Annotated in this window: 11 protein-coding genes and 2 pseudogenes; 8 read left to right on the top strand and 5 right to left on the bottom strand. The window is 60.0% G+C overall.

Annotated features, from left to right (window positions below; all coding sequences use genetic code 11):
* Positions 1 to 85: 85 nt before the first annotated feature.
* The 4 genes from asd to leuC all read right to left on the bottom strand — a co-directional run bounded on the left by asd (position 86) and on the right by leuC (position 4,514).
* On the bottom strand, positions 86 to 1,201 hold the full coding sequence (gene asd / locus FVV99_RS15685) for an aspartate-semialdehyde dehydrogenase (RefSeq protein WP_148255070.1): 1,116 nt from the start codon (positions 1,199 to 1,201) through the stop codon (positions 86 to 88).
* An 87-nt stretch (positions 1,202 to 1,288) separates the two neighbouring features.
* Complete coding sequence (gene leuB, locus FVV99_RS15680; RefSeq protein ID WP_148255069.1) at positions 1,289 to 2,365, bottom strand: 3-isopropylmalate dehydrogenase; 1,077 nt, start codon at positions 2,363 to 2,365, stop codon at positions 1,289 to 1,291.
* A gap of 46 nt (positions 2,366 to 2,411) precedes the next feature.
* Complete coding sequence (gene leuD, locus FVV99_RS15675; protein WP_148255068.1) at positions 2,412 to 3,059, bottom strand: 3-isopropylmalate dehydratase small subunit; 648 nt, start codon at positions 3,057 to 3,059, stop codon at positions 2,412 to 2,414.
* 3 nt (positions 3,060 to 3,062) lie between these two features.
* Positions 3,063 to 4,514: a 3-isopropylmalate dehydratase large subunit gene (leuC, locus tag FVV99_RS15670; RefSeq protein ID WP_148255067.1), complete on the bottom strand. Its 1,452-nt coding sequence runs from the start codon at positions 4,512 to 4,514 to the stop codon at positions 3,063 to 3,065.
* A gap of 223 nt (positions 4,515 to 4,737) precedes the next feature.
* Between leuC and FVV99_RS15665 the strand changes: the two genes are divergently transcribed.
* From FVV99_RS15665 to FVV99_RS15645, 7 genes and pseudogenes are all read left to right on the top strand, one after another.
* Positions 4,738 to 5,634: a LysR family transcriptional regulator gene (locus FVV99_RS15665; RefSeq protein WP_148255066.1), complete on the top strand. Its 897-nt coding sequence runs from the start codon at positions 4,738 to 4,740 to the stop codon at positions 5,632 to 5,634.
* A gap of 220 nt (positions 5,635 to 5,854) precedes the next feature.
* Positions 5,855 to 5,908 (top strand): annotated as a pseudogene (locus FVV99_RS19010) (hypothetical protein); the annotation flags it as partial.
* Between the two features lie 4 nt (positions 5,909 to 5,912).
* Positions 5,913 to 6,429, top strand: a pseudogene (locus tag FVV99_RS15660) (aldehyde dehydrogenase family protein).
* 37 nt (positions 6,430 to 6,466) lie between these two features.
* Positions 6,467 to 7,201, top strand: coding sequence for a class II aldolase/adducin family protein (locus tag FVV99_RS15655; RefSeq protein ID WP_148255065.1), 735 nt, complete (start codon positions 6,467 to 6,469; stop codon positions 7,199 to 7,201).
* 6 nt (positions 7,202 to 7,207) lie between these two features.
* Positions 7,208 to 7,498, top strand: a complete 291-nt coding sequence (locus FVV99_RS18850) for a type 1 glutamine amidotransferase family protein (RefSeq protein WP_236645434.1) — start codon at positions 7,208 to 7,210, stop codon at positions 7,496 to 7,498.
* 8 nt (positions 7,499 to 7,506) lie between these two features.
* The gene (locus tag FVV99_RS18845) at positions 7,507 to 7,836 is read left to right on the top strand and encodes a helix-turn-helix domain-containing protein (RefSeq protein ID WP_236645433.1); all 330 of its coding nucleotides are present in this window, start codon (positions 7,507 to 7,509) and stop codon (positions 7,834 to 7,836) included.
* Positions 7,837 to 7,926: 90 nt separating this feature from the next.
* Positions 7,927 to 9,279 carry a hypothetical protein gene (locus tag FVV99_RS15645; RefSeq protein ID WP_236645432.1) on the top strand — a complete coding sequence of 451 codons (1,353 nt, stop codon included), beginning with the start codon at positions 7,927 to 7,929 and terminating at the stop codon, positions 9,277 to 9,279.
* A 12-nt stretch (positions 9,280 to 9,291) separates the two neighbouring features.
* On the opposite strand, the gene FVV99_RS15640 is transcribed toward FVV99_RS15645, so the two are convergent.
* Positions 9,292 to 9,807 (bottom strand): zinc ribbon-containing protein, encoded by a 516-nt coding sequence (locus FVV99_RS15640; protein ID WP_148255064.1) that lies wholly within the window; start codon positions 9,805 to 9,807, stop codon positions 9,292 to 9,294.
* 238 nt (positions 9,808 to 10,045) lie between these two features.
* Here FVV99_RS15640 and leuS point away from each other — a divergent pair, with 238 nt between their 5' ends.
* Entirely contained in the window at positions 10,046 to 12,628 is a 2,583-nt protein-coding gene (gene leuS / locus FVV99_RS15635; RefSeq protein WP_148255063.1) for a leucine--tRNA ligase, read from the top strand.
* The last annotated feature ends 31 nt before the right edge of the window (positions 12,629 to 12,659 follow it).

Raw genomic sequence — 12,659 nt, 5'->3', positions numbered from 1 at the left:
CCCGCCGCATCGCGTACTGCCAGCAAAACGACACACGCCCCAACGGTGTGGGGCGTGTCCGTGAGCGTCGCTATGTGGCCGAACGTCAGCTGCGTTCGCGCAGAATGCCCAACATCCGCTTGAGTGGCTCGGCGGCCCCCCACAACAACTGATCGCCCACCGAGAAGGCCGACAAGTACTCGCCTCCCATGGCCAGCTTGCGCAGGCGACCGACAGGCACATTCATGGTACCGGTCACCGCCGCGGGCGTCAGGCCATCGATGGTCGCATCCTTCTCGTTCGGGATCACCCTGACCCACTCATTATGCCTGGCCAGACGATCCTCGATTTCATCGAGCGGCACATCCTGCTTGAGCTTGATGGTGAATGCCTGGCTGTGAGAGCGCATCGACCCGATACGAACGCAGAGCCCATCGATGGGGATCGGGTTATCACCCAATCCCAGAATCTTGTTGGTCTCGACGTTGCCTTTCCATTCTTCCTTGCTCTGACCATTGTCCATCTTGGCATCGATCCAGGGCAGCAGACTGCCGGCCAGCGGCGCCCCGAAATTATCGATCGGGAAGTCACCGCCTCGCATGGCTTCCGTCACCCGGCGGTCGATATCGAGAATGGCGCTGGACGGGTCGGCCAACTGGTCCTTGGCACTGTTGCGCAAGGCCCCCATCTGGTCGAGCAGTTCACGCATGTGCTTGGCACCGGAACCAGATGCTGCCTGATACGTCATGGATGTCATCCACTCGATCAGACCGGCCTCGAAGAGGCCCCCCAATCCCATCAGCATCAGGCTGACGGTACAGTTACCGCCGACGAAGGTTTTCGTTCCCTTGTCGAGTTGGGCATCGATGACATGGCGATTGACCGGATCGAGCACGATGGTCGACTCATCCGACATTCGCAGCGTGCTCGCCGCATCGATCCAGTATCCTTGCCAGCCCGACTGACGCAGATCTTGATAAATCTTGCCGGTATAGTCGCCCCCCTGGCAGGTCACGACCACATCCAGCGCCTTGAGAGCCTCGAGATCGAAGGCATCCTTCAATGGCGGTACCTCGACACCGACATCGGGACCCGGCTGACCGGTCTGTGAGGTGGAAAAGAATACCGGCTCGATACCGGCGAAGTCGTTGTCGTCCAGCATCCGCTGCATGAGAACGGAGCCAACCATGCCCCGCCAACCGACAAACCCGACTGTCAACATAAGACTACCCTCCTGAAATCTGTATTGCCCCATCTGACAGGGGAGCCCCTTGGCGTGATCGTGCATGAGCGCAAGGGGTGACGAAACCTAGCGAGCGAAGGCGTCCAGAACGGCTTCCCCCATCTCGGACGTCGACACGCGCTGCGTGCCGGGATAGGCAATATCGGCGGTGCGCAGCCCGTCATCCAGGACGTTGCCCACGGCGCCTTCGATCCGTGCCGCATAACCGGGTTCATCGAGTGAATAACGCAACATCATGGCGACCGAGAGAATCGTAGCCAATGGATTGGCCATGCCTTGCCCGGCGATATCCGGCGCACTGCCATGGCAAGGTTCGTACATGCCCTGCCCGCGCTCGTTCAACGATGCCGACGGCAACATGCCGATGGAACCGGTCAACATGGCAGCCGCATCGGACAGGATATCACCGAACATATTGCCTGTGACGATGACATCGAACTGCTTGGGCTCGCGTACCAGTTGCATGGCGGCATTGTCGACGTACATGTGGGACAGCTCGACATCGGGATATTCTTCAGCCAGCCGCTCCATGATCTCGCGCCACAGGATCGTGACTTCCAGCACATTGGCCTTGTCGACGCTGCAGACGCGTTTATCGCGCTTGCGCGCCATCTCGAAGGCAACCCGGCCGATGCGTTCGATTTCCGACGCGGAGTATACATAGGTATTGAAACCGACACGCTCTCCGTTACGCTCCTCGATACCGCGCGGCTGACCGAAGTAGATGCCGCCGGTCAGTTCGCGCACGATCATGATATCGAGCCCGGAAACCACGTCAGGCTTGAGGCTGGAGGCCTCGACCAACTGTGGATAGAGAATGGCAGGACGCAAATTGCCGAACAGCCCCAGCTGCTTGCGCAGCCCGAGAAGCCCCTTTTCCGGCCGCTTGCTCAAGTCGTCGATGTCGTCCCACTTGGGTCCGCCCACGGCACCCAGCAAAATGGCATCGGACGCCTTCGCCTTGTCCAGCGTCTCGACGGGCAGCGGTTCGCCATGAACATCGTAGGCACTGCCGCCTACCAGCCCCTCATCGATGATGACGTCCAGCCCCTGACGTTGACAGGCCTGTAGTACCTTGATCGCCTCATCGGTAATTTCCGGGCCGATACCGTCACCCGGTAGAACGAGAATCCTGCGACTCATAATTCACTCTTGCTGATGTGCTAATGATCCATGCCCTCCGGAAAGCTCACTGAGCCTGACGGAACAACCAGGGACGTGACTCGCGATGACGCGCTTCGAAGGCGCGAATGGCCGGCTCATCCTGTAACGTGATGCCAATGTCGTCGAGACCGTTGAGTAGACAGTGTTTGCGAAACTCATCTATCTCGAACTCCAGCACCTCACCACTCGGGGTAATGACGCGCTGGTTTTCCAGGTCGACATCCAGAGCATAGCCTTCCTCCGCGTCCACTTCCTGGAACAGCCTTGCCACCGTATCTTCCTCGAGGGTGACCAGTAACAGCCCATTCTTGAAGGCATTGTTGTAGAAGATATCGGCAAAACTCGGTGCAATGATCACGCGAAAACCGAAATCTTCCAGGGCCCAGGGCGCATGCTCACGTGAGCTACCGCATCCGAAATTGCGTCGCGCCAATAGAATGCTTGCCCCCTGGTAACGCGGCTGATTGAGCATGAAGTCGGGATTGAGCGGACGCTTGGCGACATCCTGCCCGGGATACCCCTCATCCTGGTATCGCAACTCGTCGAAGAGATTGACGCCGAACCCCGTCCGCTTGATGGACTTGAGGAACTGCTTGGGAATAATCAGGTCGGTATCGACATTGGCCCGGTCCAGAGGGGCAACCACACCCTGATGACGATCGAACTTCTGCATGGCTCACGCCTCCTGTACCTGGGTATCGTCGTTGGCGGCGAACTGGCGCACGTCGACGAAATGACCGGCGATGGCTGCCGCAGCGGCCATTGCCGGGCTGACGAGATGGGTACGTCCACCATATCCCTGACGCCCCTCGAAATTGCGGTTGGACGTCGATGCACAGTGCTCACCCGCACCCAGTTTATCGGCATTCATCGCCAGGCACATGGAACATCCCGGTTCTCGCCACTCGAAGCCGGCCTCGATGAATATCCTGTCCAACCCTTCAGCCTCCGCCTGCCGCTTCACCAGACCGGATCCCGGTACCACCATGGCCAACTGAATCGACGCGGCGACTTTCTTGCCCTTGGCCACCCTGGCCGCCTCACGCAAGTCTTCGATACGCGAGTTGGTGCAGGAACCGATGAACACCTTGTCGAGCTTGATATCGGTGATCTTCTGCTTGGGAGACAACCCCATGTACTCCAGGGCGCGGCTATAACTGTGCTTGACCGTCTCGTCCCGAGCCGACGCCGGATCGGGCACCTCGCCGGACACGTTGGCCACCATTTCCGGACTGGTTCCCCAGGACACCTGCGGTTCGATATCGGCGGCGTCGATGGTCACGACCTTGTCGAAGGCGGCATCATCATCCGATACCAGGTTGCGCCATTCGGTCACGGCGGCATCCCACAACTCGCCTTGCGGGGCAAAAGGACGCTCGCGCAAGTAATCGATCGTCGTATCGTCAACACCGATCAAGCCGACACGGGCACCAGCCTCGATAGCCATGTTGCAGACCGTCATGCGGCCTTCCATAGACAGATCACGAATCGCGCTGCCAGCGAACTCGATGGCATAACCAGTGCCCCCGGCCGTGCCGATACGGCCGATGATGGCCAGCACGATGTCCTTGGCGGTCACCCCGGCGCCGAGCCTGCCTTCCACGCGGACCTGCATGTTCTTCATCTTTTGCGCCAGCAGACACTGAGTCGCCAGCACATGTTCGACTTCGGAGGTGCCGATACCGTGCGCCAGCGCCGCAAAGGCACCATGCGTCGCTGTGTGTGAATCCCCGCATACCACGGTCATGCCGGGCAGCGTCGCCCCTTGCTCGGGACCGACGACGTGCACGATGCCCTGGCGAGCATCATTGATACGAAACTCCTCGATGCCGAAGGAATCGCAGTTGTCGTCCAGCGTCTGCACCTGAATCAGCGATACCGGATCCTTGATACCGGTATTGCCTTCGGCACGCTCCTTCAGTGTCGTCGGTACGTTATGGTCGGGCGTCGCCAGGTTGGCGTCCAGACGCCACGGGCGACGCCCTGCCAGACGCAGCCCTTCGAACGCCTGGGGCGATGTCACCTCGTGCAGCAACTGGCGATCGATGTAGATCAACGCCGTGCCATCGCCGCGTTCCTTGACCAGGTGCTGCGACCACAATTTGTCATAGAGTGTCTGGCCTGACATGTTTCTCCTCCCTCACGGTCTGCGCCGCTTGACTGGATATGTGCTCAGCCTAGGACGCTCGACCCATAAAAGCAATTCATGTTTTTTATGCTTTGAATTCCATAATGGAATACATCAGACTCACCCCATCGGCATAGAACGCATTGCGACAACCACAGTCCCCCGAGTCGATGCGCAACACGGCATGATCGAGCGCATACATTGCTGGACGAGACCTTATTCCATGGACACACAAAGCCTGCAAGCGTTTCTCAGCGTCGCCGACTGCGGCTCCTTTTCCCTGGCCGGTGAGCAGCTTCATCTGACCCAACCCGCGGTCAGCAAGCGTATCGCCACGCTGGAGGACCAGGTGGGAACGCGGCTTTTCGATCGCATCGGTCGCCATGTCGCCCTGACCGAAGCCGGGCAGTTGCTCCTGCCGAGAGCACGACAGATCCTGATGATGGTGAACGACAGCCAGCGCGCTCTGACGAACCTGTCCGGCGATGTCGCCGGCAGCTTGACCATGGCGACCAGCCATCACATCGGCCTGCACCGCTTACCGCCACTGCTCAAAGCGTATACCCAAGCCCACCCGGGAGTCCGCATGGACATGCGCTTTCTTGACTCGGAACAGGCTTATCAGCAGGTCCTGGAGGGGGAACTGGAAATCGCCGTCGTCACCCTGGCCCCGGTCCCCGACCCTCACCTCACCGTCGTGCCCGTCTGGATAGACCGGCTGCGCTTCGTCTGCGGGCATGATCATCCGCTGGCCTTCCGCAACGACCTGGCGTTATCGGCACTGTCGGATTACGACGCCGTCCTGCCCGGTCACTTGACGTTCACACGTGGCATCGTCGTCGACACCTTCGCCCGTGACGGCCTCAAGGTGAATGTGGCGCTGTCCACCAACTATCTGGAGACCCTCAAGATGATGGTCAATATCGGCCTGGGCTGGAGTGTATTGCCTGAGACGCTGATCGACGATGAGGTCAAGGTGCTCCCGATCGAACACCGCCCCATCCAGCGTCCGCTCGGTTACCTGGTACACAAGAATCGCACCTTGTCGAATGCGGCCCGTTCGATGCTGACACTGCTGGATGAAGCGCGTGAGAAATTGGCCAGGTCCTGGTCATCCTGAGGGAATGTCGCTAAATGTCATGCCACCCGCGTCGCAGCGCCCTAGCCTTGTGCCAAACGATCCACAACGATTCGCTTGCATGAGGTGACTGACATGACCGACCAAGCCGCCACGTCCTCCTGGGCTACCCAAAACCCGGAAACGGCACTGACGCTCCGCTCCCGTTACTTCTAGGCCCCCAGTTGTTCAACGCCGAACGGGATCGCCTTTTCAGGGGTGCCTGGCACTTCGCCTGGCCGAACTCGCTTCGCAGGCTGGGCTTCCGCGGCGAGTGCTCAATGTCGTGCCCGGTCACGGTCATATCGCCGGGGAAGCGCTGGGCCGCCGCGACACTGGGCCCGCTTGTCAGCCAGGCTCAGTTCGAGAAGGTCTGCGAGTATCTGGCCATCGGCAAGCGCGAAGCCACCCTGCTGTGTGGCGGCGATACCAAGCAGATCGCGGACGGCAAACTGTTCGTCTCCCCCACTGTATTCACCGATGTGGCTTCGCATCACCGGATTTTCCAGGAAGAAATTTTCGGCCTCGTGCTCACCGTGACGCGCTTTCATGAAGAGAGTGAAGGCGTGACATTGGCCAACGAAAGCCAGTATGGTTTGGCGGCATCGCTCTGGACTGCGAACCTGGGACGCGCTCACCGCCTGTGTGATGCCCTTCAAGCCGGTACCGTGACGGTCAACGGCGTCGATGCCGTCAGCCCCCTTCGGCGGGATGAAACAATCGGGTATCGGTCGTGACTACGCGCTCGCCGGGATGCATAAGTACATGGCACTCAAGACCCGCTGGATTCATTATTGACAATGAGCGATCGATCATATCGACACAGGAGTCATTCATGACGTCATCCACCGACATCCCTGGTACGCCCCGGGAACAACTCGCCTGCGTCTTCCGCTGGCTGGCACGCCTCGATATGAACGAGGCGATCGCCAACCACTGCAGTCTGGCCACTCAGGCCGACGGCATGCGTTTCCTGGTCAATCCCGAGGGACGTCATTTCGCCGAAATGCGCGCCAGTGACCTGGTCGATGTCGATGCCAGCGCCGACCAGCGCCCGCAGGGAATCGACCCCACGGCCTGGGCCATTCATGGTGCCATGCATCGCCAGGGACGCAGCGTGGGGTGTGTCATGCACACCCATTCGCTCTATGCCACCGCACTGGCCTGCCTGGAATCGCCAGAACTGCCGCCAGTGGAACAGAACGCCATGCGGTTCTTCGAGCGTGTCCATGTCGACACGGGGTTCGATGGCATGGGACTGGATGACGAGGCGGAGCGGCTCGGCCGTCTGGCCGGCACGGCACCGATTCTCCTGCTGGGGAATCATGGCGTGGTCGCCACCGGTGTCGATGTCGCCGAAGCCTTCGACAACCTGTACTACTTCGAACGAGCCTGCCGCTCATACCTGGTGGCACGGGCCAGCGGACTGCCGCTTCGTCCAGTATCGCCGGCCATTGCACGCAAGACGGCCAGGCAATGGGAGGACAGTCTGAACCATGGCTCAGCCCATATGCATCTCGCCGCGCTGATGCGTCTGCTCGATCGCGACGAACCGGATTATCGGGACTGATCCTCCATGGCTGTCCCGACGTCCTCACGACGCCGTGCCCCGCTTCCTGAACGGATCGGCATCCTGTTGATGCCACAGTTCTCGTTCGGCGGGCTGGGCGCGATACTGGATCCACTGTTCATCATCAACTGGCTCGCTCAGGAGCCACGTTTCACATGGCAATTGCTGGGTAGCGATGCCTCGGTCTCCGCCTCCAACGGTATTCCCATGAGCGACGCCAACGTCGGGGCGACACCGAGCAACTCAGCGCCGCGCCCGAACATCAGGTCGAGACATCGGCTCAGCTTCGCAAGGTAATACGCGCAATGCGTCGTCGTATCGAGACCCCGCTATCGGCAACGGAACTGGCCGCGCTCGCCGGACTCTCGGCCCGCCAGCTGGAACGTCGCTTCAAGGCCGAACTCGGTGTCACTCCGATTCGCTATTACTTGTGGCTACGCATCAACCGTGCACACCGACTCTTGCAGCAGACCGATCTCAGCGTGGCGGAAGTGGCAAACTGCGCCGGCTTCGGTTCGCTGGAACATTTCTCTCGCGCCTATCGACGCTTCTTCGGCTGTGCCCCCAGCGACGATCGCCTTCAATCGCTGGATGCCCCGGTCCTGCCGGTTCGTTACCTTCCTCATCAGCGCTAACGGTCACCTGTGACTTGTAGGATGTCTGACAAGTCCCTAGGATGCTAATGGTTAGCCGCATTCATCTTACATTCTGGAACCACTGCCCCCATGGCCACCAAGGAGTCACTCAGCACCAACGCCCGTCTCGATGGTACGGACTTGCCCCCCTGGCGGCACCCTGTGTCCGGTCTGGCCATTTTCGTCGGCCTGCTCTTGCAGATCGCCAGCTTCACCGGTGCCCCGATCGGTTCGGGCTTGATCGGTTATTTTTTCTGGTTCGCTGCGGCATTACTGTGGTTCGACCTCGACCCTCGCACTCGCCTGCAGGCCGGCGTACTCTCCAGTGCCGGCTTGACCCTCCTGGTCGTCAGCCGTATCCGCTATCAGGCGGATATCGACTGGCCCGGCATTCTCGGCGGCAACACCTATGTCGTGGCCATGCTGGTCGGTGTCAGCTTCATCGGCCTGATCGGCTCACGCCGTGGCGGCGAGCAGGGGCAGGCCAGTGTCGGTACGAAAGGCATCATCAGTACTTGGTTGAGCGTTCATCTGCTGGGCTCGATCCTCAACCTGTCGTCAGTCTTCATGATCGGCGATCACATCAAGGCACGCGGTTCTCTGAATCTGCCACAGGTTCTGACACTCAACCGCGGCCTGTCGAGTGCCGCCTTCTGGTCTCCCTTCTTCGCCTCGATGGGCGTGGCGATGAGCGCAGCACCGGACATGAATTACATCAGCATCTTGATGACCGGCATTCCTCTGGCACTGGTTTCCGGCCTCATCACCCGCAGCGAGATGCAACGACGTTTCGATATCTCCCAGGTTCACGGGTTCTCTCTGTCGCCTACCAGCCTGCTGCTACCGGTATCCATGGCGGCCCTGGTCATGCTGTTTCACTACGGGCTGACGCCATCGCTGTCCATCGTCAGCATCATCACCTTTCTGCTGCCTGCCGCGGCGCTACTTCTCAATCTGCCCAAGGGGCTCGGCTGGACAGGCAGGCGCATCATCTCCCATACCCGAACTCGTCTACCCAGCATGCGCGGCGAGGTGTCGTTATTCCTGTCGGCGGGCCTGTTCACGCTGGGGTTATCAACATTCATCGACGCCGCCACCGGTAGTCAGTGGGTACTGTTCGAGCATTTCGGCGCCCGTGAAGCGATGCTCAGCTATGCTGCAATCGTCGCCAGCGCGATGATCGGTCTCCACCCGATCATCGGCGTCTCGACGCTGGCATCACTGCTGGATATCGGCAGTGTCAATCATACGCTGCTGGGACTCGTGGCCCTTTCCGCCTGGGGCGTCGGCGCCGCCATCGGCCCGTTGTCAGGGATCAACCTGTCATTGCAGGGCCGTTACGGAACGAATGGCTACCGCATCATGCGGAACAACATCGTCTATGCGCTGCTCATGTCATGCTGCATCTGTGTCGCCATCGTGTTCACGGCGACGTTGACGTAACGCCGCATTCGCTCATGTCACGGAGGCGCGCGCGAAGTAACGATGCCCACACTGATGACAGGGATCGATACGCTTGACGCTATCCAACTCGACGATCGCTCCGCAATGTACGCAAGTCATACGGCCCGGTGCTGCGATCTCGCCTTCACAATAGTCGGCTCGTGCCGCTTCGAGGTCATCCTCGAAGCGAGCCTTGTCGACGACCGACCGATCGGCAATCGACAGCAACGCCTCCGATACCTTGCGTGACAATGCCGACAGATCGATACCCAACCAACTGGCCACGCCCTCGCCACCTGCCGCCAGATAGCGGCGCATATCCTTCAAGTCACGTTCGACCCAGGCGCGCAACAGGGACAGCTCGTTCTTGGTGTAGTCTTCCAGTTCCGCCTCGAATTCGACCGCCTCATCGAGATCCCGCTGCAGGTTCTCCCAGGAGAGTTCCTCGGCACCTTCTTTGAGGTGCGACAGCATGCGCTCGTACCCGTCACGCAGACGATGTTCGCGTTGTTCCCTGTTTTCGTTCATCTCCGACTCCTTAAACACGGTTTCAGCCTATGGGCCCCTACCTGAGAGCGCCTCGCTAGGGTATGCTTGTTACCCATTTAGACGCTAACTTCTCGTGCCTGCAAGGGGTATTCCTGCAACAGGGGGCTCAGGCTGGCGCGAGTCGAACTCTCGTTCGTCGTCGACCGGGTCTTGCGGCACTGGCTCCGGCCCTGTTCGACATTCGACCACCGTCAACGCAAGGTATCGATTGAACCCAATGGACGCACAGTACACGCCCCATGCCATAGAACGTGATGCTCAGCAGTACTGGGAAAAACACCAGTGCTTCAAGGCCGTAGAAGATGCCAACCGGACCACTTTCTACTGCCTGTCGATGTTCCCCTACCCCAGCGGCAAACTGCACATGGGGCATGTGCGCAATTACACCATCGGTGACGTCGTCTCGCGTTTTCAACGCATGCAAGGCAAGAATGTCCTCCAGCCGATGGGCTGGGATGCGTTCGGTATGCCGGCCGAAAACGCGGCCATCAGCAATCGGGTACCGCCGGCTCAATGGACCTACGAGAATATCGACGCCATGCGGCGTCAGTTGAAGTCGCTCGGCTTCGCCTATGACTGGAACCGGGAATTCGCCACTTGCGATAGCGACTACTACCGCTGGGAGCAGTGGTTTTTCACCAAACTGGTGGAAAAAGGGCTGGTCTACAAGAAGATGGCCGCAGTCAACTGGGATCCGGTGGACCAGACGGTACTGGCCAACGAACAAGTCATCGATGGGTGTGGCTGGCGTAGTGGAGCGCCGGTCGAACGCAAGGAAATTCCCTTGTGGTTCCTGAAGATCACCGACTATGCCGACGAGCTGCTGGCCGATCTCGACAACGTCGACTGGCCCGATCAGGTCAAGACCATGCAGCGCAACTGGATCGGCAAGTCCACCGGTGTGGAAATGGATTTCGCCGTTCGTGCCACCGATGGAACCTCCAAGGAAGCGGTACGCGTCTACACCACGCGCCCCGATACGCTGATGGGAGTCACCTACATGGGGCTGGCGGCCAACCATCCCCTGGCTCGGGAAGCCGCCGACAGCAATCCCGCGCTGGCAGAGTTCCTCGAAGAATGTACCCAGGGAGGCACCTCCGAAGCCCAGTTGGCGACCATGGAAAAGAAAGGCATGGATACCGGCTTCAGGGCGGTGCATCCGCTCACGGGTCGGGAAGTGCCCGTTTTCGTCGCCAATTTCGTATTGATGGAATATGGCACCGGGGCCGTCATGGCGGTGCCGGCGCACGACCAACGTGACTGGGAATTCGCCACCAAATACGCACTGCCCATCGAGCCGGTGATCGCCGATGACGATGGTCAGACGCCGGATCTGTCACAGGGCGCCCATGTCGCCTATGGCAAACTGATCAATTCCGGGGAGTTCGACGGTCTCGACTTTCAGGCCGCATTCGATGCCATCGCCCAGCGACTCCAGGAACAAGGCCACGGCGAGGTCAAGACCAACTTCCGGTTGCGTGACTGGGGGGTGGCCCGTCAACGCTATTGGGGAGCGCCGATTCCGGTCAAATATGGCCCTGAAGGGGAAACCGTGCCACTGACCGATGACGAGCTCCCCGTCGAGCTCCCCATGGAAGTGGAAGTCGATGCCACCGGTTCACCGCTGAAGAAAATGCCGGCCTTCTATGACCTCGGCGATGGCTGGACACGAGAAACCGATACGTTCGACACCTTCATGGAGTCGTCCTGGTACTATGCGCGCTTCTGCTGTGCGGACAACCATGCAGCGATGCTCGACGAGCGCGCCAACTACTGGCTGCCCGTCGACCTGTATATCGGCGGTATCGAGCACGCCATCCTGCACCTGCTCTATGCGCGTTTTTTCCACAAGTTGATGCGCGACTTCGGGTTGGTCGATTCCGATGAACCCTTCCAGCAGCTACTGACTCAGGGCATGGTGATCGCCGAAACCTTCTATCGTCCCACCGAAAACGGCGGCAAGGAGTGGTTCAATCCCGCCGATGTCGAGGTCAAGCGGGATGACAAGGGGCGGCCGGTCAGCGCTATCCTGGTGCGCGATGGTCAGCCGGTGGAAATGGGCGGCATCGAGAAGATGTCCAAATCGAAGAACAACGGTGTCGACCCACAGGCGATGATCGATCGTTTCGGTGCCGATACCGTTCGGTTGTTCATGATGTTCGCCGCCCCACCCGAACAATCGTTGGAATGGTCCGACTCAGGCGTCGAAGGCGCTCACCGTTTCCTCAAGCGCTTGTGGCGACTGGTCGCGGACCATGTCGACACCGGGACGCCAGCGGCTCTGGACACCGACGCGCTTGACGACGATCAGCGCGAGCTACGCCGCAAGACCCATGAAACCATCAAGAAGGCCAGCGACGATATCGGCCGACGTACGACCTTCAATACCGCCATCGCCGCCGTGATGGAGCTGTCCAATGCACTGGGCAAGTTCGAAGACACCTCACCATTGGGGCTGGCTGTCGCTCGCGAAGCCGTGGAAACCTGTGTCCTGCTGCTGGCACCCATCACGCCGCACGCTTGCCACGCGCTATGGCATGAGCTAGGTCACGAGACGCCTGTCATCGACGCGGCCTGGCCGGCAGTCGACGAAACGGCCCTGACCCGCGATACCATCGAGTTGGTGGCCCAGGTCAATGGCAAACTGCGGGCGCGACTGCAGGTGCCAGCCGATGCCGACAAGGAAGCTATCGAGGCCCAGGCGCTGGCCGCCGATAACGTCAGGCGGCATATCGAAGGCCAGTCGATCCGCAAGGTCATCGTCGTTCCCGGCAAGCTGGTCAATGTCGTCGTTGGTTAAGCGAACCGGATTTTGCTGTAGACGAATGAGG

The sequence above is a fragment of the Aidingimonas lacisalsi genome (genome assembly GCF_008079445.1).
GTDB classification, from domain to species: domain Bacteria; phylum Pseudomonadota; class Gammaproteobacteria; order Pseudomonadales; family Halomonadaceae; genus Aidingimonas; species Aidingimonas lacisalsi.
This window is presented reverse-complemented; position numbering and strand designations above follow the sequence as displayed.